This window comes from Lentzea kentuckyensis (assembly GCF_002150765.1).
GTDB lineage: Bacteria > Actinomycetota > Actinomycetes > Mycobacteriales > Pseudonocardiaceae > Lentzea > Lentzea kentuckyensis.
Genome location: NZ_MUYM01000012.1, coordinates 37,094 through 57,459 on the forward strand (window position 1 = coordinate 37,094; position 20,366 = coordinate 57,459).

The following is a 20,366-nucleotide window of genomic DNA, read 5'->3' on the forward strand; positions in this document are numbered from 1 at the left end:
AACCCGTCCGCGCCTGCCCGGTAGAAACGGGGACCGAACGACACCCGTGCCACCCCCAGCGAGTTCAGCGCCTCCAGGTCCAGCGCGTCGTTGGTGTTCCCGTTGACCGGTCCCGGCACCTCGGCGACCAGCCGGGCGAGGCCGGCGCTGGTCGATCCGCCGATCGGGTAGACGCAGTCGGCGCCCGCGGCCCGGTACAGCCGGCCGCGCCGGATCGCCTCGTCCAGCCGGTCCTGCTCGGGAATCCCGCCGGACGGCAGGAACACGTCGATCCTCGCGTTGATGACGATCGGGACCCCGGCTTCGTCGGCGGCGGCCCGCACCCCGGCGAGCCGGTCCGCCTGCGCGGCCGCGTCCACGAGGCCGCCCTCCCGGTGGTCGGTGTCCTCCAGGTTGCAGCCGGACGCGCCGGCGTCGAGCAGGGCCGCCACGAGTTCGTCCGGTGCCAGGCCGTAGCCCGCCTCCGCGTCCACGGTGACCGGAACCGGCACGGCACCGGCGATCCGCGCGACTGCCGCGAACATCTCCCGCCACGGCGCGTTCTCGCCGTCACGGTGGCCGAGCGACTCCGCGATGGCCGCACTCGACGTCGCCACCACCGGAAACCCTTTCTCCGCAACGAGTTCCGCGCTGGGCTCGTCCCACGCGTTCGGCAGCACGAGCATCTTTCCGTGGTGGAGTTCACGCAGCAGGTCCGCGTGCGCCTTCAGGTCGGACATGAACTACTTCTCCTCCGGCTCCGACCGGCCACAGCCGGCCTTTCGGCAGTCTTCGGAGAGTTGGACTCGAAACGACGGCCAGAGGAATCGCCGCCGAGATCACCGCACGGCGTCAGCCGCTGTGCCGGATCGCCACCAACGCGATGTCGTCGTTCGCCGGCTGGTCGCCGACCATCGTGGCCATGACCCGGACGCACGCCGCCTCCGGCCCCATCGGGCTGACCACCTGCCGCAACCGCTCCAGGCCGACGTCGAGATCCTGTTCGCGGCGTTCCACCAGACCGTCGGTGTACAGCACGATCAGGGTGCCCGGCGGCACGTCCAGGCCGACGCTGCGACGCCCGTCGGTACCGAGGTCGAACCCGATGGGCGGGTCGACGTGCACGGACGCGAACCTGGCCTCCTCGCCCGGCACGGCGACCACCGGGGGCAGGTGCCCGGCCACGGCGAGCGTCATCCGGTGCGTCGCCGCGTCGATGATCGCGTACGCGACGGTGGCCATGGTGTTGTGCTCGAAGTAGCTGGCTTTCCGGTCGAGTTTGCCCAGCACCTGCGCGGGATCGAGGTACTCCAGCGCGTAGGCGCGCAGGGCGCTGCGGAGCCGTCCCATCACGACGGCGGCCCGCAGGCCGTTGCCGACGACGTCCCCGATCACCACGCCGATCCGGTCGCCGGGCAGCTCGAACACGTCGTACCAGTCGCCGCCGACGCCGCTCTCGGCGCCGGGCACGTAGCGGGCCGCGAGTTCCCAGCCCTCGGGGCTCGGCAGCCGGGACGGCAGCAGGCTTTCCTGCAGCATCGTGGCGGCGGCGCGCTCGGACCGCGTCCGGTCCACGTAGACGGCCACGGCGAGGCGGTCGGCGACGAGTTGCAGCGCGTCGATCTCCTCGTCGGTGAACCGGCGTGGCGTGGCGCTGCCGACGTGCAAGACGCCGGTCAGCTCGCCCTCGGCGATCATCGGCACGCCGAGCAGCACCCGCAGGCCGTGCTTCCAGAGCAGCGGGTTGACCACTGTGGACGCATCGACGTGTTCGAGCTGCACCGGTTCCCGGAGCTGCGCCACGCGGCCCGCGAAGCCCTTGCCGACCGGCACGCGCACGCCCTGGAAGACCTCCTCCTCGAATCCGGAGGTCGCTTTCGCCACGAGCTGTGTGCCGCTGCGATCCACCAGCAGGACGGTGACGGTGTCGACCGCGAGGAGTTCGCGGGAGCGTTCCAGCAGCATCTCGAGCAGTTTGTCGAGGTCCAGCTGCTTGAGCGTCCCGTCCGTGACGGCGTCGAGGACGCGCAGCCGGATCGACGAGCCCATCGGTCCAGCCATGCCACCTCCACCCACGCCGACAGTGTCGCCGACACTACTGCGTGTGGGCACGAACATCAGGACGCGGAAACCCTCCGCGGTTCGGCGCGGTCCGCGCGGTCGACGTCGAGCAGGCCCAGCAGCGCCTCCACCCGGCCTCCCCGGAACACCCGCCGCTGCCGCTCGGCGCCACCGCCTTCGCGGTCCAGGAGTCGCAGACCTCGTTGCACCGCAGGCAGATCACCGTTGAGCGCGAACACCGGGGTCAGTCGGCGCACCAGGTCGTCGAGCTGCCGCCGCACCGGCCGCGGTTCGCCGGAGAGCACGTCCAGGGTGGTGCCGGGCAGGCCGGCGTTCGCCGCGCCCCAGCAAGCCTGGCGCAGGGTGTCCTGAGGAATCTGCTCCGCCCGCACGCCGCGTCCGACGTCGACGACGGCCTGGGCGACCAGTGCCCGGACGAGCGCCGCCAGCAGCACCGCGTCGTCCACGCTCGCCGCGACGTCCGAGATCCGCACCTCCACGGTCGGCAGCTCGGTGGCGGGCCGGACGTCCCAGTAGACCATCGCCCGGTCCAGCGCGGTGCCCGCGACGATCATGGTGTCGCAGGCCTGTTCGTAGTGCTGCCAGGAGGTGAAGAACGGCGGCGGCCCGGACACCGGCCAGCGCGACCACACCGTCGAACGCCAGCTGGCGAACCCGGTGTCCTGCCCGTCGGAGAAGGGCGAGTTCGCGGTGACGGCGGCCAGCACGGGCAACCACAGCCGCACGTGGTTGCACACCTGCACGGCGGTCTCCCGGTCGGGCACCGCGACGTGGACGTGGCAGCCGCAGATCAGCTGTTGCTCGGCCAGCGCACCGAACTCGCGAGCGATCCGCCGGTACCGCAGACTGTCCGTGATCTCGCCGGTCGCGTGGCCCAGCGGAGGCGCCCCGACCGCGATCGCCCGGCACCCCGCCGTTCGCGCGGCCCGCGCTACCAGCCGGCGTGTCCCCAGCAACTCAGTACGGGCCTGCGCCACGTCGCGGCACACCGAAGTGTTGATCTCCACCTGCGCCCCGGTCAGCTCGTGCTGGAGGTCGAGACCCAACCGCTCACGCGCGATGGTGACGACGTCGTCCGCCCGGTTGACCGGAACTCCGGTCTTCGGGTCCACGAGGAGGAACTCCTCCTCCACACCGACCGTCGGACACCACGCGTCCTTCGATGGCGCCTTCTTCACGTCTCACCATCCCGCTCAGGACCGGCAGGCGCCGATACCGCCGAATACCCACTTCACCACCCCATCCAATCCAGGCGGCCGATCGCGGCGGCCGATCACGGCGCGCATATCCGGCCGGAGCGCGGGTACTGCCTCTACGACGTTCCCGCCCCGAGGAGGATGCAGTGGCGACCCAGAAGCCGGGCAAGCTCGTGAAGGCAGCACTCGAGAAGGCGGTCGACAAGGTCACCGAACTGGTGAACCCGCCGATCCCCGGCGCGCCGAACAGCGAGCCGCCGTCACTCGAGGAGCCGACCGAGCCGCGCGGACCGTTGCCGCCCAAGCAGGACCAGACCGGGCCGGAGACGGTGTCGCCGACGGGCGCGCCGACGGGAGCCCCGAAGCTGTCCCAGGGACAACAAGGTGACTTCCTCACGACCTCCGTCGGTGCACGGCTGTACGACACCGACCACTCGTTGAAGGCCGGCGAGCGCGGACCGACGTTGCTCCAGGACCACCACCTTCGCGAGAAGGTCATGCACTTTGACCACGAACGCATTCCGGAGCGGGTCGTGCACGCACGCGGGTACGGCGCACACGGCGTGTTCGTGGGCTACGGCACGGCCGCGAGCGTCTGCAAGGCCGGCTTTCTGGACGACGGCGTCGAAACGCCGGTGTTCGTGCGGTTCTCGACGGTGCTGGGCTCGCGTGGATCGGCTGACACGGTCCGCGACACCCGCGGGTTCGCGACGAAGTTCTACACCCAGGAGGGCAACTTCGACCTGGTGGGCAACAACATTCCGGTCTTCTTCATCCAGGACGGGATCAAGTTCCCGGACGTCATCCACGCGGGCAAGCCCCACCCGGACCGCGAGATCCCGCAGGCGCAGAGCGCGCACGACACGTTCTGGGACTTCGTGTCCACCCACACCGAGGCCACCCACCACGTCCTGTGGAACATGTCCGACCGCGGGATCCCCCGCTCCTACCGCACGATGGAGGGGTTCGGCGTCCACACGTTCCGCCTCGTCAACGCCGAGGGCGGCACCGCGCTCGCGAAGTTCCACTGGAAGCCGAAGCTGGGCGTGCACTCCCTGGTGTGGGAGGAGGCCCAGATGATCAACGGCATCGACCCCGACTTCCACCGCCGCGACCTCGCCGACGCCATCGAGTCCGGCGCGTTCCCGCAGTGGGAGCTCGGTCTGCAGATCTTCCCGGACACGCCGCGGCAGACGTTCGAGGGCATCGACCTGCTCGACCCGACGAAGATCGTGCCGGAGGAGCTCGCGCCAGTGCAGCCGGTCGGGATGCTGACGCTCAACCGCAACCCGATGAACTACTTCGCGGAGACCGAGCAGGTCGCGTTCCACCTCGGCAACCTGGTGCCGGGCATCGACGTCACCGACGACCCGCTGTTGCAGGCACGGTTGTTCTCCTACCTGGACACCCAGCTGACCAGGCTCGCCGGGCCGAACTTCAACCAGATCCCGATCAACCGCCCGCACACGCCGGTGAACGACATGTTCCGCGACGGGTTCCACCAGCACGCGGTGCACGCCGGTGTCGCGCCGTACCGGCCCAACACCCTCGACGGCGGCAACCCGTTCGAGGCGACGGCAGAGGACCGGCCGCTGGTCGAGGTGGCGCAGCCGTTGCCGAAGGCGGTGAAGGTCCGGGAGGCGCCCGCGTCGTTCGCCGACCACTACACCCAGCCGAGGCTGTTCTGGCTGAGCCTCTCGCCGGTGGAGAAGGAGCACGTCGTGCGCGCGTTCACCTTCGAGCTCGGCAAGTGCTACGAGCAGGCCGTCAAGGAACGTCAGCTGCGCGTGCTGGCCAACGTCGACCCGACGCTGTGCGCACAGGTGGCCGAGGGGCTCGGACTTCCGGCGCCGAGCGCCACCGTCCGGCCGAAGAAGGTCGTGCCGAGCCCGGCCCTCTCGCAGATCGGGCAGACGTGGCCCACCGACGGCAGGCTGATCGGCATCGTGGTCGACCCGGCCGATCTCGACGGCGTGCGCGCGGTCCGCGAGACGATCCTGGCGGGCGGCATGGTGCCGCTGCTGATCGCCCCGACCGGTGGCCCGATCGGCGACAGCGGCCTGGTCGCCCAGCGCACGTTCCTCACCGCGCGCTCGGTCGAGTTCGACGCCCTGTTGCTCGCCGGCGGCCCACCTCCCGGTGCGGACGCCGTGCCGGCCAGGGACGCGAAGGCCGGCGCGCCCGGTGACGTCGTCGACCCGCGCGTGCTCCTGATGATCCAGGAGTGCTTCCGCCACGCCAAGGCCATCGGCGCCTGGGGCACCGGACGTGCCGCCGTCGAGGCCGCCGGATGCGCCGGGCCGGGGGTCGTGGTCGACGACGATGCCTCGCAGGTGCTGAAGACGGTGACCTCGTCGCTGGGAGCCCACCGCGTGTGGGAACGCTTCCCCGCGACCATCTCCTGAGGAGCCCGGCGTGTCGCTCACCGAGGAGGAACTCACCTTCCTGCGCTCGATGTTCGACCTGGCCCGTGCCGGTGACACGGGCCGGTTGACCGACGCGATCGACGCGGGGATACCGGTGAACCTCACCAACGGGTCCGGCGACTCCCTGCTGATCCTCGCCGCGTACCACGACCACCCGGACACCGTGCGGGCGTTGCTGGAGCGCGGCGCCGACACCGGGCGGGTCGACGACCGGGGTCAGACGGCGCTCGGGGCGGCGGTCTTCCGCCGCTCCGAGCGTTCCGTCGGCCTGCTGCTGGACGCGGGTGCGGACCCCGCCCTCGGGCCGCGGTCCGCGCTCGACATCGCTCGGTACTTCGACCTGCCGGACATGCTCGCGCTGCTGACCGCACGTTCCACAAAGGACCGCCTCCGCCGACGGTGACCTCTGCGCATCCGGATGATGTCGTACACGCCACGCGCAGCGCACGTTTCGTGCGGCATTCTGTTGGGGTAGAAGTGTCACGTGCGTCGGAACTTGATGGTGGAGGCATCATGCGTGCGACTGACGGCATCACCTACCACGGGCTCGCCGAGACACTCAGTCACATCGCCAGGACCCTGCAGGCGGAACCGGACGTCGACACGACGCTGCGGGCGATCGTCAAGGCCGCCGTCGACTACGTGACGGGTGCGGAACACGCCGGGATCTCGCTGGGCGAACAGCGCAGGATCCACACCGTCGCGCCGACCAGCGCCATCGTCGAGACCATCGACCAGCTGCAGTACGACCTCCGCGAAGGCCCGTGCGTGGACGCGATCACCGAGCACCGGACCTACCGCGTCGGTGACGCCGCCAAGGAGAGACGCTGGCCGGCGTTCGGTCCCGCCGCAGCCGAACACGGCATTCACTCGTTGCTGTCCTACCGGTTGTTCGTGACAGACCGGACCATCGGCGCGCTCAACCTCTACTCCAGTCGTGTCGACGCCTTCGACCAACGCACCGAAGAAGAGGGTCAGCTGTTCGCCACGCACGCCGCGATCGCGTTGATCGGCGCTCAACGCGAGGCACAACTGGGCGTGGCCATCGAGAGCCGCGACATCATCTCCACGGCCAAGGGCATGCTCATGGAACGGCACGACATCGGCGCCGCACGTGCCTTCCGGATGCTGGTCGAGGCCTCCCAGGCGGCCAACATCAAGCTGCACGAGGTCGCGAGCTGCCTCGTGGAGAGGCGCGGCGGGCTGTAGCCGCCTCCGAAACCTGTCACTTCACCGTTTGTGGCCAACGACTTTCGGCAATACGGTCGGGTACTTACCGGAAACAGTCCGTCGGGTTGAGTGACCAGCTCGGTGTACACGACGCTGGCGGTCGCGGTTCTCACTGTCCGTCCGTCAGCCGAGGAGCTGAGCGGATGAAGATCGCAATGGTGTCCGAGCAGGCGAGTCCACTCGCCCGGGACCTGGGCCAAAGCGCGCACGTCGGCGGGCTCGCGGCGGCGATGACCGCCCTGGGCCACGAGGTCACCGTCTACACCCGGCGCGACGAGCCGAAGTCGCCCGAGCGGGTGCGTACCGGCGACGGGTACGAGGTGGTGCGGGTGTGCGCGGGCCCCGCCGCCGAACTGACCGACGACGAGGTGGTGGCGCACCTCGGTGACTTCGCCGGGTTCCTCGCCGCGCGGTGGCGGCTGCGGGCGCCGGACGTCGTGCACGCACACCACTGGACGTCCGGGCTGGCGGCGGTGCTCGGCGCACATCGCCTCCAGGTGCCGGTAGTGCAGTCGTACCACGGGCTTGCGGCGCACGACGCACCACAACGTTCCGACGCCGAAGCCCTCGTCGCGCGCAAAGCCGCGTGGACGGTGGCGACCAGTTGCGCCGAGGCCGTACGGCTGCAGACCCTCGGAGTGCGCCGCACGCGAATCTCGACGGTGCCCTGCGGCGTGGACCTGGAGTTGTTCCACCCGGATGGTCCCGCCACCGCGCGCGGGAGGTTCAAGCGTGTCGTCACCGCGGCCGACCCGAGGTCCCGCAACGGTTTTGACGAGCTCATCACCACTTTGCCCGTGACCGACGACGTCGAACTCGTGGTCATCGGCGAGGACGCTCGCACCCGGTGGCAGGGACGTGCGCGCGAGCTGGGCGTGGCGGATCGGGTCGTGTTCGCGGGCGCGGTACCTCGCACCGGGCGGCCGGCCCTGCTGCGGTCGGCGGACGCCGTGGTGTGCACACCGCCCGCCGAACCGTTCGGGATCCTGGCGCTCGAGGCGATGGCGTGCGGTGTCCCCGTCGTGGCGACCGCGGTGGGAGCGCTGGCCGACGTCGTGGTGCCCGACGTGACCGGTCTTCTCGTTGCGCCGCATGACCTCCGAGCACTGATCCGGGCGTTGCGGAGGTCGCTCGGCGACGAGACGCTGCGTCAGGAGTTCGGCTCGGCCGCGCGGGACCGGATGGCGGCCCGCTACCCCACCGCCCGCCTGGCAGCGGAGATGGTGACGGTGTACGAGCAGGCGAATCCGGTCGCGGTGAACCGAGGCGCCTGTGTCAGAACGGCCTGACCGCGCATGATCCGGGCCGTTCTGGGTACGTTGACCAGGTATGAAGCCGAACGCGCGGCCAGGCGGCGACGAACGTCTGCGCCACACCGGCGACCCTGAGGTCGTCCGTGATCGTTTCGACGGATTGTCGGTCGTGCTGGTCGTCTGCGAAGGCCCGGAACAACGGCTGGTGGCGGCGAACGAGTCGTTCCGGCGGTGCGCGGGAGTTCCCGAGCCCGTCGGAATGACCTCGCGCGAGATCCTTCCGGAGTTCGAGTCCCAGCGGATCCAGGCGGCGATCGACCGGGTCTACCTGACCGGGGAGGCGCAGACCGCGAGCGAGTGGCGGATGCACCTCGATCGCCGCGGCGACGGCGACGTGCTGGAGTTGTACGTCGACTTCGTGATGGAGCCCTACTTTCACGCTGACGGAACGGTGCGGGGCGTCGCGATGTACGGCCTCGACGTCACCGACCGGGTCCGGCGCCGCCAGGCCGAGGCGGCCAGAGCCGCGCACGCGCGGTCCCGGTACGAGCGGCCGCGCGACGTCGTCGTGGACCTGCAGGCGGCGATCCTGCCGACGTCGCTGCCGGTGCTGCCGCAGGCGAGGATCGCCGCGCGCTACCTCGTCGCCGCCGAGGACCAGGCCGCGGGAGGTGACTGGTTCGACGCGGTCACCCGGCCCGACGGCAACGTCGTGCTGATCGTGGGTGACGTCGTCGGGCACGGTGTCGCGGCGTCCGCGGCCATGGGTCAGCTCCGGGCCGTGCTGAAGCATCTCCTGTGCACCAACGCGGATCTGACGGCGGTGCTGAGTCAGGTGAACACCTTCGCGACCCGCGAACGCGTCCTGCGCGCGGCCACCCTCGCGTTGGTCCTCCTCGATCCGCGTACGGGCGAGTTCTCCTACAGCCGTTGCGGCCACCCGGCGCCGTTGGTCGTCCGCGCGAACGGCACGGCCGTGTACCTGGACGGTGCCGTGAGCGGACCGCTCGGCGTGGGCCGCACCCCGGTCGTCGAAACGGGCCGGCTCGGCCACGACGACCTCGTCCTGCTCTACTCCGACGGTTTGGTCGAACGGCCGAACCGCTCGCTCTCCGAAGGGACGGCCGAGCTGGCCGCGGTGGCGTCCGACGCGGCGATGAACCGCGTGCTCCCCAAAGGAGCCGCGAGCTCGCCCGCCGAACGGGTCTGCCAGCTCACCGTGGAACTGCTGACCCGCACGGGATACCACGACGACGTCACCGCGCTCGCCGCGCAGCGCCTCGCGACCCCCGTGCCACCGCTGTCGGTGCGCCTGCGGGCGGCGCTCGGCGACCTGCCCGCCGCCCGCCACGCCGTCCGCGGCTGGCTGACCGAGCTCGACGTCGGCCACCAGGACCAGGAGGTGCTGGAACTCGCCGTCGGCGAGGCCGTCACGAACGTCGTCGAACACGCCTACCCCGACGGGTCCGGCATCGTGCACATCAGCGCCGAACTGCACCCGGACGGCATCTGCGAACTGCGGATCACCGACGAAGGCCGTTGGCGCACACCGGACGTCGCCCCCTCCGAGCGAGGGCACGGCCTCATGCTGTGCGAACAGCTCGTCGACGAGCTCACCATCACCCACCCGCCACGCCAGGTCGGCGAACCGGTCGGCGCCCGCGGCACCACCGTGACCGTGCGCCACTACCTCAACCAGCCCGCGATGGTCGCCTCCGGCAGCACCGGCTCCACGACCAGCAGTGTGTTCTCGCCCTACCGCGCCGAAACGGTCGTTCGTGACGACATCCGGCTGGTGCGGATCTCCGGGCCGATCGACGCTATGACCGCGGCCGTGTTCGAACGGGACCTGCTCAGGGCTTCCCGCGGCGGCGTCGCGCCGATGACCGTGGATCTCTCCGGCGTCACCCACCTCGCCAGCTCGGGCGTGCGCATCCTGTACGAGGTCACCGATCAGCTCTCCGCCCACCAGCAGCGGCCGACGCTGATCGCTCCGGACGACAGCCCGGCGGCGCTCGTGCTCGACCTCGTGGACCTTCGCCGCACGCCGTGAACCAAAAACCCCGCGACGTCGAGAGGCGTACCCGGCGGCGAACCGGATACCCCTGGGTCATGAACACCGACGAACTCCGGCGGTTCGTCCTCGACCGGCTCGACGAGGACGAAGAACGCCTCGCGGACGACAAGCTGCCGCTGCTCGACGAGGCGGAGGGCGACGGCAGGCTGCGCGTCGTGCGCTCGGACGACGGCCAGGGCCTGCTCCTGCTGCCCGGACCGGTGCAGGCGGCCGGGGAGCGGGTGCCGTTCCTGGAGAAGGCCGCCGCGCTGCGGTCCGAGGTCGAGCAGACCGGCGACGAGTCGATGCTGCGCTTGCTGGCCGCCGCCTACGACACGCACCACGCCTGGCAGAAGGAGTGGCGATGACCAGCCGCGCTCCCCAACCCGATCGGGTGACCGCCGAGAGCGAACTGGAGGACGCCGACATCGGCGCCGAGCACACGCGCCCCACCGTCGCCGACGAGAACCCCGGCGGGCCGCACCGAGGTCACGACGAGTCCGAACCCGAGGGCGCGGGCGGTGACGGCGGTATGGACCCGTGAGTCACGCGCGTGCGGCGACCGCGGCCCGCCGGCCGGGCAGGAAGCCGCGCGCCGCGCTCAGCAGCGTGCGCGCCTCCATCAACTCGCCGTACTCGAGGTGATCGTCGGCGGCCGCGATGTGCGCCAACGCCTGCTGCGGTGCGTCCGGCGACTCCATGACCGCCTTCGCCAGGCACTTGCGCGCCTGCTCTGCCCGCACCGCGAGGTCCGCTCCGGCGGTGACGCGGAGCAGGACGAGCGCTTCGCAGATCGCCTGGTCGAGTGAGTTGTGCTGCACGGTGATCGCCGCCTTGGGCACAGTCGGGACACGACGCGCCGACTGCTTGACGCAGGTTCCGGCTACCCGTTCCCCGCCAGGCCAAACACAACGAGGAGCGCCGTGGTGTCGCCACCACGGCGCTCTGGTTCGTTCAGCTCACTGACCCGACACCCGCTGGCCCGATTCGCGGGCGTGTCCGCCGACGTCCTGCGCCGCGTCCTTCGCCTGCTCGGCCGTGGTCTGCGCGGCGTCAGAGGCGACCTGCCGCACCTCCCCCGCGGCGTCGCTCACCGAGGACTTCACGTCCTCCTTGAGGTGCTGCGCCGACTCGGCCATGGCGTCCCTGGCCGGTTCGACCACGTCGCCGAAGGTGTCCGAAAGCTGTTGCACCGCTTGCTGTTCGGCGTCGGTGCGGGGCAGCACCGCGGCGAGCAGCAGGCCGCTGCCGAACGCGATCAGACCGGCCGCGAGCGGACTGCCCTGCGTCTGCCGGGCGACCCGGCGCGGCGCGTCCTGCACCACCTGCACGGCCTGTTCGGCTCGTTCGGCGACGGCGGTCCCGGTGTCGTGTCCCTGTTCCCGCACGGTCGACGCGGCCTGCGTGGCGGTGCCCATCACTCGCTCCCTCATCGAAACCAGTCCCTGCCGCACACCGCGGACGCGGCGCCGGGCGATGCCGCGCGGGCTGGCGTGGTCGACGAGACGGTTGGCGTCCGCGCGCAGTTCCGCGCGGGTGACCTCGATGTCACGCCTTATTTGGTCGGGTGTTTCGCCCATTCCGCGTCCTCCTTCAGCGTTTCGACGGTGCGTTCGGGTTTCGGGTTGACGGTGCGCATCCGGGCGCGGCCGGTCGTGTAGAGGACCAGTCCGACGACGCCCCACAACGCGGCGACGATCAGCGCGGCCCAGCCGAGCGGCATCACCGCGCCGAGCGCGAACACCAGCGCGAGGCTGAGCAGCACGGTCGTCAGGTAGCCGGCGAACCCGGCCGCCGCGAGCATTCCGGTCGCCTTGCCCGCCTTGACGGCCTCCTGCCGGAACTCGGCCTTGGCGAGCTCCAGTTCCTGCCGCATCAGCTTGGACAGGTCCCCGCTGAGCTCACCGAGCAGATCGCCCAGCGACTCGCCGCCGGTCGAGTCCACCCGTGCGCCTGGCGCCTCAGGGCTCGACATGCGGCACCCCCGCCGGGGGAACGACGGGCGCGGCGCCCGTCGGCAGCGGCGCGCCGTAATCCGGTGTCACGTCAGGACGTTCGGCCGCCACCGGCACGTATCCACCCTGCTGCGGCTGGTTCTGCTGGGGCTGGCCCTGCTGTGGTTGGCTCTGCTGGGACCGGCTCTGCTCGCCACCGGTCGCGCTCTTCGCGACGCGTCCGACCAGGAACCCGGCCACGGCGGCACCCAGCAGGAACGTGCCTGGCTTGCGGCGGGCGTAGTCCCGCGCCGAGTCGAGCAGCCCCTGCGCACCTCGTTCGTCGAGGAACCGCGCGGCCTGCCTGCTCGTGTCGGCGGCGCTGCGGATCGCCCCGGCCGACATCGAGCCGGACGGCGCGCTGCCGGCCATGTCGCTCAGCTCGTCGGCGATGCGGCCGAGCTGCTTCGACACCCGCGTGGCCTGATCTTCCGCTTCCGCCACAACACGTTCCCGCGCATCCCGGACGACTTGGCGGGCCTGTGCGGCGGTCTCGCGCGTCACGTGCGCGGCCTCGTCCCGGACAGTGCTTCCCACCTGCCCGGCCGCGTCCTTGGCGTGCTGGGCGACCTCGAAACCCTCGTCCCGGGCCGCCGTGCGCACTCCACCCATCTGGTTCTCGGTCACGGCTGACTCCTCAGCTCATCGGCGTGTCCTGGCTCAGGAGCTACCCCGGCAATCTCCCCGCAAACGGGCCGATTCGCCGCAACAGCACCAATTCCGCCGAACCTGACGGAGAAACCGCGACGGCCGGCGATGGCACGGCTTTCGCCACACCACCGCCGGCCGCGGTTACGTGATCAGCGCCAGCCGAGGGCCGGCGCCACGTGCAGGAGAATGTTCTCGACGACGTGCGCGCTGTAGTCGGCACCGAGCTGGTTGGGCACGGTCAGCAACAGCGTGTCGGCCTCGGCGATCGCCTCGTCCTCGGCCAGCTGCTCGATCAGCACCTCGGGCTCGGCGGCGTACGACCGGCCGAAGATCGCCCTGTTCGGCCCGTCGATGAACCCGACCTGGTCGGTGCTCTCGCCGTCACCGCCGAAGTAGGCGTGGTCGAGGTCGGTGGTGAGCGCGAAGATGCTGCGCGACACCGAGACCCGCGGCTCCCGCTGCCACCCGGCCTCCGTCCAGGCCTTGCGGAACGCCCGGATCTGGTCGGCCTGCTGGACGTGGAACGGCGCCCCGCCCTCGTCGAACTTCAGCGTCGAGCTCATCAGGTTCATGCCCTGCTCGGCCGCCCACACCGCGGTGCCGTTGGACCCGGCGCCCCACCAGATGCGGTCCCGCAGCCCCGGCGAGTGCGGCTCCAGCCGCAGCAACCCCGGCGGGTTCGGGAACATCGGCCGCGGGTTGGGCCGCGCGAACCCCTCACCGTCCAGCACCTTGAGGAACACCTCGGCGTGCCGGCGGGCCATGTCGGCCTCGGTCTCACCCTCGGCGGGCTCGTAGCCGAAGTACCGCCACCCGTCGACGACCTGCTCGGGCGATCCCCGGGAGATGCCGAGCTGCAACCTGCCGCCGGCGATGAGGTCCGCCGCCCCGGCGTCCTCGACCATGTACATCGGGTTCTCGTACCGCATGTCGATCACACCGGTACCGATCTCGATGCGCTCGGTCTTCGCGCCGATCGCCGCCAGCAGCGGGAAGGGCGACCCGAGCTGCCGGGCGAAGTGGTGCACCCGGAAGTAGGCGCCGTCGGCACCCAGCTCCTCCGCGGCCACGGCCAGGTCGATCGACTGCAGCAGCGTGTCGGACGCGGACCTCGTCTGCGAGTGCGGGCTGTCCGACCAGTGCCCGAACGACAGAAACCCGATCTTCTTCATACCGAGCGGAACACTTCCATCCGTTAGTTGACGTCTCAACCTAGCGTAGACCAGGAACGCCGCGACGCCATCGGACATTCCTTCAGAACTGGTTCTCGCCGCCGTCGACGTGGAGGTTGGCCCCCACGATGAAGCTGCTCTGGTCCGACGCGAGGAAGGCGACGGCCGCGGCGACCTCCTCCGACGTCCCCATCCGGCCGAGCGGCACCCTGGCCGCGAAGCCCTCCTTGAGCTCGCCGGCCTTCTCCTCGCCGACCATGCCCACGAGCGCGGGGGTGTCGATCGTGCCCGGCGAGATCGCGTTGACCCGGATTCCCCGGTCCTTCAGTTCGTTGGCCCAGGTCCGGGTGTAGGAGCGCAGGGCGGCCTTGGTCGCCGCGTACGTGCCGAACTCCGCGACGCCGTCGTCGGCCCGCACGGAGCAGTTCACGATCACCGCGGAACCATCGTTGAGCAGCGGCAACGCCTTCTGCACGGTGAACAGCGTGCCGCGCACGTTGACGTCGAAGATCTGGTCGAAGTGCTCCCGCGTGGTCTGCTCCAGGCTGGCGAACCCGGCAGCGGCCGCGTTGGCGAAGAGCGCGTCCACCCCCTTGCCCCTGGCGCGGACCGCGTCGTAGAGCCGGTCCAGGTCGCCGAGGTCCGCGATGTCACCCCGCACCGCGGTGGCGTCGCCGATGCTCTCCACCGCCGCGTCCAGCTCGCCCTGGCGCCTACCTGTGATGAAGACGTGCGCACCCTCGGCCGCGAGCCGCCGGGCGGTGGCCAGGCCGATGCCGCTGCTCCCGCCGGTGACGACCGCCGTCTTGCCTTCGAACTGCCCCATGCCCGTCTACCTCCACAAAGTTCGGTACCGATCGGTACTGAAATCGACCGTAGCACTTGTGAACCGATCGGTACCGAAGGGGTAGCCTGGGGTCGTGACAGGTCACGGGAACACCGTTGTCGGCCGGCCGAGGGGCTTCGACGCCGACGAGGCGCTGCAGCGGGCCATGCTGGTGTTCTGGAAACAGGGCTACGAGGGCGCCAGCCTCACCGACCTGACCAGTGCCATGGGCATCACCAAGACCAGCATGTACGCGGCGTTCGGCAACAAGGAGCAGCTGTTCCGCAAGGCCCTGGAGCGCTACACCGACGGGCCCGGCGCATACGGGTTGCACGCGCTGGAAGAACCGACCGCGCGAGCCGTGGCGACGGCGTTCCTGAACGGCACGGTGCGCACCACGACACGCCCGGAGTGCCCGGCCGGGTGCCTGGGTGTCCAGGGCGCGCTGGCCGCCGGGGAGGCCGGTCTGCCCGCGCACGAGGCACTGGTGGAGTGGCGCAACGACGCCTGCCGCCGTCTCGAGGAACGCTTCCTGCGCGCCGTCGCGGACGGCGACCTGCCGGAGGGCACCAGCGCGCGGCGGCTCGCCCTCTACGTCATGACCGTGGCGTTCGGCCTCGCGGTGCAGGCCGCCGGCGGCGTCGGCCGCGCGGACCTCCAGGAGATCGCCGACGCCGCGCTGGCCCACTGGCCGCCGGCCTGACCACCGGGCCGTGGCGGCGGCCACTGCGCGGACACCCGCCGCGACCGGTGAACTACGTTGGTGTCATGGAGATCTACGACATCCCGGTCGCCACCCTCGCCGGCGAGCCCGGTGACCTGAGCGCGTTGCGGGGCAAGGTGTCCCTCGTCGTCAACGTCGCTTCGCGCTGCGGCCTCACCCCGCAGTACGCCGGCCTGGAGCGGCTGCAGGAGAAGTACGGCGCGGACGGCTTCTCCGTGGTCGGCTTCCCCTGCAACCAGTTCGCCGGGCAGGAACCGGGCACCTCCGAGGAGATCGCCACGTTCTGCTCGACGACCTACGGGGTGTCGTTCCCCCTGTACGAGAAGGTGGAGGTCAACGGTCCCGGGCAGCACGCCGTCTACCAGGAGCTGACGCGGCACCCCGACGCGGACGGAGCCGCGGGCGACGTGCAGTGGAACTTCGAGAAGTTCCTGGTGTCGCGCGACGGACAGGTGATCGGCCGGTTCCGGCCGCGCGTCGAGCCCGAGGACGCCACGATCACCGAGGCGATCGAGGCCGCCCTGCGTCAGGGGTAGTAGCCCTCGACCGGCACCTTCGCCTCGTCGTACAGGTGCGGTCCGTCGGTCGGCACGACGGGGAATCCGCCGATCGTCCTCAGCCCGCCGAGCTGATCGCCCGACAGCGCGAACACCACCTGTCCGATACCCGACCGCGCCAACGCCCCCGAGCACATCCCGCAGGGTTCGCAGCTCGTGTACATGGTGGTCCCGGCCGCCGTCGCGGCGTCGAGCGACCGCGCCGCCCACCTCGCCAGCTTCAGCTCGGGGTGGGCGGTGATGTCGTCATCGGTGAGGGACGAGTTGCGTTCCTCCGCGAGCACCGCACCGTCCGGCCCGACCAGCAGCGATCCGAACGGCGGGTTGCCGCCCGCCCGCGCCTCGGCGGCCAGTGCGATCGCGCGACGCAGATGCTCTTCGTTCACCTGAATTCCTTTCGTACCGCGGCCAATGCGTTCCACAGGACTTCCGGGTGCCGCGTCTCCTCCGGATCATCGACGTACGGGTCGAGCACCACGGCGTGCGCCCCGTCCGCGCGCAGCCGGGCCAGGTCCGCCGCGACCTGCTCGACCGTGCCCTCGCCCAGCCTGCGGTCCGCGACGGGCTCGTCGGTCAGCCTCAGCAGGATGCGCGGCGCGAGCGCGGGTCGTGGGCGTTCCTCCGCGGCGGCGATCTCTTCCAGTCGTGCCAAGGATTCCCGCCACCCGTCGGGCGTCTGCCGCAACGGATGCCAGGCGTCGCCCAGCCGGACGGTGCGCCGCAGGGCGCCGTCGCTCTGCCCGCCCACCCAGATCGGGATGTGCCCCGCGCGGTAGCCCTCGTCGCGCCACGCCTCGCGCACCGTCGTGATCAGCTCGTCGGTCAGCTTCCCGCGACGCTCGAACGGCACCCCGAGCGCCTCGAACTCCTGGCGCGCCCAGCCGATCCCGACCCCGAGCACCAGCCGGTCGCCGCTCAGCTCTGCGAGGTTGGCCGCCATCCTGGCGACCAGCAGCGGGTGCCGGTACGGCGCGATCAGCACGGTCGTGCCGAGGGTGATCCGCTCGGTGACGCCGGCCAGCCAGGACAGCGTGGTGAACGGATCGTAGAACGGTGCCGGATACTGCTGGGCCACGTCGGGCGTCACCACCACGTGGTCGGACATCATGAGCAGGTCGAAGCCCAGGCTCTCCACCGTCCGCGCCCACTCGCGCAGCACGGCGGGGCTGGTACCGGGCCCGAAGTTGGGGACGTTCACGCCGATCAACACGTGATCAAGACTATGACCCCGCACTCGGTTCGCAGAAGGGATTGTTCACGGCATCCAGCCGCCTACACCGTGGATTTCCCGGTAGCTTGGCGGAATGACCGAGACTCTCGACGCGACCGACTGGGCGATCCTCGCCGAGCTGCAACAGGACGGCCGGGTCCCGCTCACCGAACTCGGCCGTCGGGTGAACCTCAGCGCCTCGGCCACCACCGAACGCGTCAAGCGCATGGAGACCGCCGGCGTCATCACCGGCTACCGCGCCACCGTCGACCTCGGCAAGGCGGGCTACCAGGTCCTCGCCGTGGTGCGCCTCAAGTACCCCGGCAACCAGCACCAGCCCCTGCACCGGCTGCTCGCCGAACGCACCGAGATCCTGGAGTGCCTGCGCACCACCGGCGAGGACTGCTACACCCTCAAGATCGCCGCGACCTCGATGCCACACCTGGAGAAGGTGGTCGACGAGCTGATGGCGTTCGGCAGCACGACGACCAACATCGTCTACAGCGAGAGCATGGCCCACCGAGGTGTGAGCGCGCCGCCGCCGGAGACCACTTCCTGATCCCACAAGGACTTCAGCCCCAACGCGATCAGCACCACGCCGCCGGTGCCGCTGATCGCGCGCCACGGGACGCGCCGGAAGCGACGGCTCAACGACCTCAGTGCGACGGCTCCGGCCGCGAGCCACGTCGCGGTCAGGACGACGTGCACGCCCGCCAGGACGAGCAGGTTCGCCGGGGTGAACGTGCCGCTGTCCAGGAACTGCGGCGCCACCGTGAGGTAGACGGCGGCCGCCTTGGGGTTCAAGACGTTCGCCACGAACGCCGTGCGGGTGCGCAGCGTTCGTCCAGGCTCCCCGGGCGGGTCGGGCGGGCGAGCGCGCAGTGACGCGACACCGAGCGCGACGAGATAGAGGGCACCGACCAGTTGTACCGCCCGGTACAGCTCGGCCGACCGCATGACGAGCATCGACAGGCCGAGGCCCGCCAGCGTCGCATGGCTGACGATGCCGAGCGCTGTACCACCGGCCACCCGGCGCACGACGCCCCGCTGAGACGTCAGCACGTGCGTTGCCATCAACGTGAAGCTCGCGCCTGGCGTGACGACGATCGGCACCATCGCGAGCGCGAAACCCGCGACCGCCTCCGGCCGCACGGCCCTCAGCCCGCGTAGTGGAACGTCGTCGTGACGACGCCGTTCTCGAAGCTGTGCAACGCCATGCCGGGCGGCTGCGACCGATCGGCCAAGGGCTGCCGCTCCGGGTCAGTACCCAGCGCGGACACGATGCCGGGCGCGATCAGCAGGGGCACCCCGGCGAACGACGTCGCGGCCGCCGTGTGCACGTGTCCACAAAGGATCGCCGTGACGTTCCCGATCCGCTCGACCAGCCGGGCCAGCGGCTCGGCGTCGAGAAGGCGCATCGGGTCCACATAGGAGTGACCGATCCGCACCGGTGGTTGATGGAACGCGAGCACGATCCGACCGGCGTCCGCGGCCAGCGACACGGCCTGCTCCGCCACCTCGTCGCGCAGCTCGCCGTGGTTCTCCCCCGCGACCGTCACGTCGAGGCCCAGGATCCGCAGGTCGCCGGCGTCGAGGAACGGCAACCCCGCCAGCAGGGCCGGGGTGTCGTGGTTGCCCGGTGCGGCGAGCCAGGGTTCGCGGGCCTCCATCACGGCACGGAACTGCGCGTACTCGTGGGCCGCCCCGTTGTCGGCGATGTCGCCGGTGACCACGATCGCGTCCGGTCGGCGGGAAGCCGGGAGGAGGTCCAGCACCGCGCGCAGCCGGTCCGCCCGCTCGTCCGAGCCGTCCAGATGGGGGTCACTCACGTGCAGCAAGGTCGTCATGAGGGCTAGACTAACGGTAAATTTCGATTAACCGTTAGTGGAGGACACCGTGATCGTGCTGCCGGACGGTTCCGACGGCCAGACGGCGCTCGCGTTGGTGAGCACGATCGCTCACGACGGACAGGGCGGCGTCGCGGACCTCTTCGCCGACGACGCGGGCGTGAACACCTGGGTCGCGGCACGGTTTCCCGAGTTCGCGCCGCGCTCCCCCGATCAGGCGGACCGGCTGCGGACCCTGCGGTTCGCCGCACGGTCGGCGTTCGCGGCCTCGGTCTCACCGCACCCGCCGAGCCGCGTGGAACGCGGCCGGCGGATGAGCGACGACGACGCGGCAACCGTGCTCCAGTCGGCGATCAACGCGCTGGAACCCCGCGCGGTCGTGACGATCACCGGCAGCGGTGTGCGGCACGCACGAAGCACCACCGCGCAGGACCAGACGCTGATCGAGGGCTCGCTGGCGATGGCCGTCGTCGAGTTCCTCACCGGCCCGCTCGCGCCGCGGCTGCGTTCCTGCCAGGCACCCCGATGCGTGCGGTACTTCGTTCAGCAGCACGGCCGCCAGCAGTGGTGCAAGGCCTCGTGCGGCAACCGGGCCCGCGTCGCGCGGTTCGCCGAGCGTCACTGACGGCGCAGGCGCAGCGCCGAGACCAGGAAGAAGATCCCGCCGATCGTGGCGTACCCGGCGAGGCTCGCGAGCGTCGGATCCGCCCCGGACGCCATCACGATGAACGAAGACCCGGCCAGCACGGAGATGCCGCCGCTGAGGATCATCGGCCACTGCCCGCCCATCGCGCGCCGGCTCGCGCCCACGAACAGCTGCACCAGCCCGGCCACGATCGCCCAGGCACCCCACACCGTCAGCACCGCCGGCAGGCCCGGAGCGACGGCCAGCCCGACGGCGGCGAGCAGGCTGATCGCGATGTTCACGTACAGCCCGCGCACCGGTCCGGCGGCGCGGGACGAGCGGGCGTCCACCACCGCCGCGGCCACGTCGAACAGCGGGTACAGGACCAGCAGGGCGGTGGTCACCGGCCCGAGGTTCTTGCTCATCACGAACAGCAGCACCGCCCACACGACGGCGAACCCGAACCGCACGAGGTAGAGGCGGCGCAGCGCCGACGCGTTTTCGGTGGACGAAGCAACGGCAGTCACGGGAGGTCCCT

The 20,366-nt window shown here is 70.9% G+C and carries 25 protein-coding genes; 11 read left to right on the forward strand and 14 right to left on the reverse strand.

Annotation, left to right across the window (positions count from 1 at the left end):
• The 3 genes from B0F77_RS06635 to B0F77_RS06645 all read right to left on the reverse strand — a co-directional run.
• On the reverse strand, nt 1–719 hold a 719-nt coding region (locus B0F77_RS06635), incomplete at its 3' end, for an isocitrate lyase/PEP mutase family protein (RefSeq protein ID WP_086661888.1).
• Nucleotides 720–831: 112 nt separating this feature from the next.
• A complete protein-coding gene (locus B0F77_RS06640) occupies nt 832–2,040 on the reverse strand; it encodes a PP2C family protein-serine/threonine phosphatase (RefSeq protein WP_086661889.1) in 1,209 nt (402 codons plus the stop codon).
• Between the two features lie 56 nt (nt 2,041–2,096).
• Nucleotides 2,097–3,239 (reverse strand): carboxylate-amine ligase, encoded by a 1,143-nt coding sequence (locus B0F77_RS06645; RefSeq protein ID WP_086661890.1) that lies wholly within the window; start codon nt 3,237–3,239, stop codon nt 2,097–2,099.
• 164 nt (nt 3,240–3,403) lie between these two features.
• Here B0F77_RS06645 and B0F77_RS06650 point away from each other — a divergent pair, with 164 nt between their 5' ends.
• The 7 genes from B0F77_RS06650 to B0F77_RS06680 all read left to right on the forward strand — a co-directional run bounded on the left by B0F77_RS06650 (nt 3,404) and on the right by B0F77_RS06680 (nt 10,766).
• Nucleotides 3,404–5,662: a catalase gene (locus B0F77_RS06650; protein WP_086661891.1), complete on the forward strand. Its 2,259-nt coding sequence runs from the start codon at nt 3,404–3,406 to the stop codon at nt 5,660–5,662.
• A gap of 10 nt (nt 5,663–5,672) precedes the next feature.
• The gene (locus B0F77_RS06655) at nt 5,673–6,086 is read left to right on the forward strand and encodes an ankyrin repeat domain-containing protein (RefSeq protein ID WP_245847865.1); all 414 of its coding nucleotides are present in this window, start codon (nt 5,673–5,675) and stop codon (nt 6,084–6,086) included.
• Nucleotides 6,087–6,196: 110 nt separating this feature from the next.
• Nucleotides 6,197–6,892: a GAF and ANTAR domain-containing protein gene (locus B0F77_RS06660; protein WP_086661892.1), complete on the forward strand. Its 696-nt coding sequence runs from the start codon at nt 6,197–6,199 to the stop codon at nt 6,890–6,892.
• Between the two features lie 164 nt (nt 6,893–7,056).
• On the forward strand, nt 7,057–8,202 hold the full coding sequence (locus B0F77_RS06665; protein WP_086661893.1) for a glycosyltransferase: 1,146 nt from the start codon (nt 7,057–7,059) through the stop codon (nt 8,200–8,202).
• Between the two features lie 40 nt (nt 8,203–8,242).
• The gene (locus tag B0F77_RS06670) at nt 8,243–10,219 is read left to right on the forward strand and encodes a SpoIIE family protein phosphatase (RefSeq protein WP_086661894.1); all 1,977 of its coding nucleotides are present in this window, start codon (nt 8,243–8,245) and stop codon (nt 10,217–10,219) included.
• 59 nt (nt 10,220–10,278) lie between these two features.
• Nucleotides 10,279–10,590 carry a hypothetical protein gene (locus tag B0F77_RS06675; protein ID WP_086661895.1) on the forward strand — a complete coding sequence of 104 codons (312 nt, stop codon included), beginning with the start codon at nt 10,279–10,281 and terminating at the stop codon, nt 10,588–10,590.
• Nucleotides 10,587–10,766, forward strand: a complete 180-nt coding sequence (locus B0F77_RS06680; RefSeq protein WP_086661896.1) for a hypothetical protein — start codon at nt 10,587–10,589, stop codon at nt 10,764–10,766. Before B0F77_RS06675 ends, B0F77_RS06680 begins: the two co-directional genes overlap by 4 nt.
• Nucleotide 10,767: 1 nt before the next feature.
• On the opposite strand, the gene B0F77_RS06685 is transcribed toward B0F77_RS06680, so the two are convergent.
• The 6 genes from B0F77_RS06685 to B0F77_RS06710 form a co-directional block, all read right to left on the reverse strand.
• Entirely contained in the window at nt 10,768–11,064 is a 297-nt protein-coding gene (locus B0F77_RS06685; RefSeq protein ID WP_086661897.1) for a hypothetical protein, read from the reverse strand.
• Between the two features lie 117 nt (nt 11,065–11,181).
• On the reverse strand, nt 11,182–11,802 hold the full coding sequence (locus B0F77_RS06690; RefSeq protein ID WP_086661898.1) for a DUF3618 domain-containing protein: 621 nt from the start codon (nt 11,800–11,802) through the stop codon (nt 11,182–11,184).
• A complete protein-coding gene (locus B0F77_RS06695) occupies nt 11,778–12,197 on the reverse strand; it encodes a phage holin family protein (RefSeq protein ID WP_086661899.1) in 420 nt (139 codons plus the stop codon). Before B0F77_RS06695 ends, B0F77_RS06690 begins: the two co-directional genes overlap by 25 nt.
• A complete protein-coding gene (locus tag B0F77_RS06700; protein WP_086661900.1) occupies nt 12,184–12,843 on the reverse strand; it encodes a hypothetical protein in 660 nt (219 codons plus the stop codon). The genes B0F77_RS06695 and B0F77_RS06700 overlap by 14 nt, the downstream gene beginning before the upstream one ends.
• A 173-nt stretch (nt 12,844–13,016) precedes the next feature.
• On the reverse strand, nt 13,017–14,039 hold the full coding sequence (locus tag B0F77_RS06705; RefSeq protein ID WP_086661901.1) for an LLM class flavin-dependent oxidoreductase: 1,023 nt from the start codon (nt 14,037–14,039) through the stop codon (nt 13,017–13,019).
• An 82-nt stretch (nt 14,040–14,121) separates the two neighbouring features.
• Nucleotides 14,122–14,865 carry an SDR family NAD(P)-dependent oxidoreductase gene (locus tag B0F77_RS06710; RefSeq protein WP_086661902.1) on the reverse strand — a complete coding sequence of 248 codons (744 nt, stop codon included), beginning with the start codon at nt 14,863–14,865 and terminating at the stop codon, nt 14,122–14,124.
• Nucleotides 14,866–14,959: 94 nt separating this feature from the next.
• Between B0F77_RS06710 and B0F77_RS06715 the strand changes: the two genes are divergently transcribed.
• Both B0F77_RS06715 and B0F77_RS06720 read left to right on the forward strand, forming a co-directional pair.
• Nucleotides 14,960–15,568: a TetR/AcrR family transcriptional regulator gene (locus B0F77_RS06715; RefSeq protein ID WP_211293692.1), complete on the forward strand. Its 609-nt coding sequence runs from the start codon at nt 14,960–14,962 to the stop codon at nt 15,566–15,568.
• Nucleotides 15,569–15,633: 65 nt separating this feature from the next.
• On the forward strand, nt 15,634–16,125 hold the full coding sequence (locus B0F77_RS06720; RefSeq protein WP_086661903.1) for a glutathione peroxidase: 492 nt from the start codon (nt 15,634–15,636) through the stop codon (nt 16,123–16,125).
• Here the strand turns inward: B0F77_RS06720 and B0F77_RS06725 are convergent.
• Nucleotides 16,116–16,532, reverse strand: coding sequence for a nucleoside deaminase (locus B0F77_RS06725; protein ID WP_425435626.1), 417 nt, complete (start codon nt 16,530–16,532; stop codon nt 16,116–16,118). The two genes, B0F77_RS06720 and B0F77_RS06725, sit on opposite strands and share 10 nt — an antisense overlap.
• The gene (locus B0F77_RS06730) at nt 16,529–17,356 is read right to left on the reverse strand and encodes an LLM class flavin-dependent oxidoreductase (RefSeq protein ID WP_086661904.1); all 828 of its coding nucleotides are present in this window, start codon (nt 17,354–17,356) and stop codon (nt 16,529–16,531) included. The genes B0F77_RS06725 and B0F77_RS06730 overlap by 4 nt, the downstream gene beginning before the upstream one ends.
• Before the next feature lie 94 nt (nt 17,357–17,450).
• Here B0F77_RS06730 and B0F77_RS06735 point away from each other — a divergent pair, with 94 nt between their 5' ends.
• On the forward strand, nt 17,451–17,915 hold the full coding sequence (locus B0F77_RS06735) for an Lrp/AsnC family transcriptional regulator (RefSeq protein WP_086661905.1): 465 nt from the start codon (nt 17,451–17,453) through the stop codon (nt 17,913–17,915).
• Here B0F77_RS06735 and B0F77_RS06740 read toward each other — a convergent pair.
• Both B0F77_RS06740 and B0F77_RS06745 read right to left on the reverse strand, forming a co-directional pair.
• Complete coding sequence (locus B0F77_RS06740) at nt 17,855–18,508, reverse strand: LysE family translocator (RefSeq protein ID WP_211293693.1); 654 nt, start codon at nt 18,506–18,508, stop codon at nt 17,855–17,857. The two genes, B0F77_RS06735 and B0F77_RS06740, sit on opposite strands and share 61 nt — an antisense overlap.
• A gap of 5 nt (nt 18,509–18,513) precedes the next feature.
• Nucleotides 18,514–19,203, reverse strand: coding sequence for a metallophosphoesterase (locus tag B0F77_RS06745; RefSeq protein ID WP_086661906.1), 690 nt, complete (start codon nt 19,201–19,203; stop codon nt 18,514–18,516).
• A gap of 49 nt (nt 19,204–19,252) precedes the next feature.
• Between B0F77_RS06745 and B0F77_RS06750 the strand changes: the two genes are divergently transcribed.
• Nucleotides 19,253–19,828, forward strand: a complete 576-nt coding sequence (locus tag B0F77_RS06750) for a CGNR zinc finger domain-containing protein (RefSeq protein ID WP_211293694.1) — start codon at nt 19,253–19,255, stop codon at nt 19,826–19,828.
• On the opposite strand, the gene B0F77_RS06755 is transcribed toward B0F77_RS06750, so the two are convergent.
• Nucleotides 19,822–20,355 carry a hypothetical protein gene (locus B0F77_RS06755; protein WP_086661907.1) on the reverse strand — a complete coding sequence of 178 codons (534 nt, stop codon included), beginning with the start codon at nt 20,353–20,355 and terminating at the stop codon, nt 19,822–19,824. The genes B0F77_RS06750 and B0F77_RS06755 overlap by 7 nt on opposite strands.
• Nucleotides 20,356–20,366 lie beyond the last annotated feature (11 nt).

Bases quoted from the DNA above. Each gene is read 5' to 3' on its own strand.
- B0F77_RS06695 (WP_086661899.1), bottom strand. From the start codon at position 12,197: ATGTCGAGCCCTGAGGCGCCAGGCGCACGGGTGGACTCGACCGGCGGC.
- B0F77_RS06705 (WP_086661901.1), bottom strand. From the start codon at position 14,039: ATGAAGAAGATCGGGTTTCTGTCGTTCGGGCACTGGTCGGACAGCCCG.
- B0F77_RS06720 (WP_086661903.1), top strand. From the start codon at position 15,634: ATGGAGATCTACGACATCCCGGTCGCCACCCTCGCCGGCGAGCCCGGT.
- B0F77_RS06690 (WP_086661898.1), bottom strand. From the start codon at position 11,802: ATGGGCGAAACACCCGACCAAATAAGGCGTGACATCGAGGTCACCCGC.
- B0F77_RS06680 (WP_086661896.1), top strand. From the start codon at position 10,587: ATGACCAGCCGCGCTCCCCAACCCGATCGGGTGACCGCCGAGAGCGAA.
- B0F77_RS06675 (WP_086661895.1), top strand. From the start codon at position 10,279: ATGAACACCGACGAACTCCGGCGGTTCGTCCTCGACCGGCTCGACGAG.
- B0F77_RS06665 (WP_086661893.1), top strand. From the start codon at position 7,057: ATGAAGATCGCAATGGTGTCCGAGCAGGCGAGTCCACTCGCCCGGGAC.
- B0F77_RS06660 (WP_086661892.1), top strand. From the start codon at position 6,197: ATGCGTGCGACTGACGGCATCACCTACCACGGGCTCGCCGAGACACTC.
- B0F77_RS06640 (WP_086661889.1), bottom strand. From the start codon at position 2,040: ATGGCTGGACCGATGGGCTCGTCGATCCGGCTGCGCGTCCTCGACGCC.
- B0F77_RS06735 (WP_086661905.1), top strand. From the start codon at position 17,451: ATGACCGAGACTCTCGACGCGACCGACTGGGCGATCCTCGCCGAGCTG.
- B0F77_RS06710 (WP_086661902.1), bottom strand. From the start codon at position 14,865: ATGGGGCAGTTCGAAGGCAAGACGGCGGTCGTCACCGGCGGGAGCAGC.
- B0F77_RS06745 (WP_086661906.1), bottom strand. From the start codon at position 19,203: ATGACGACCTTGCTGCACGTGAGTGACCCCCATCTGGACGGCTCGGAC.
- B0F77_RS06670 (WP_086661894.1), top strand. From the start codon at position 8,243: ATGAAGCCGAACGCGCGGCCAGGCGGCGACGAACGTCTGCGCCACACC.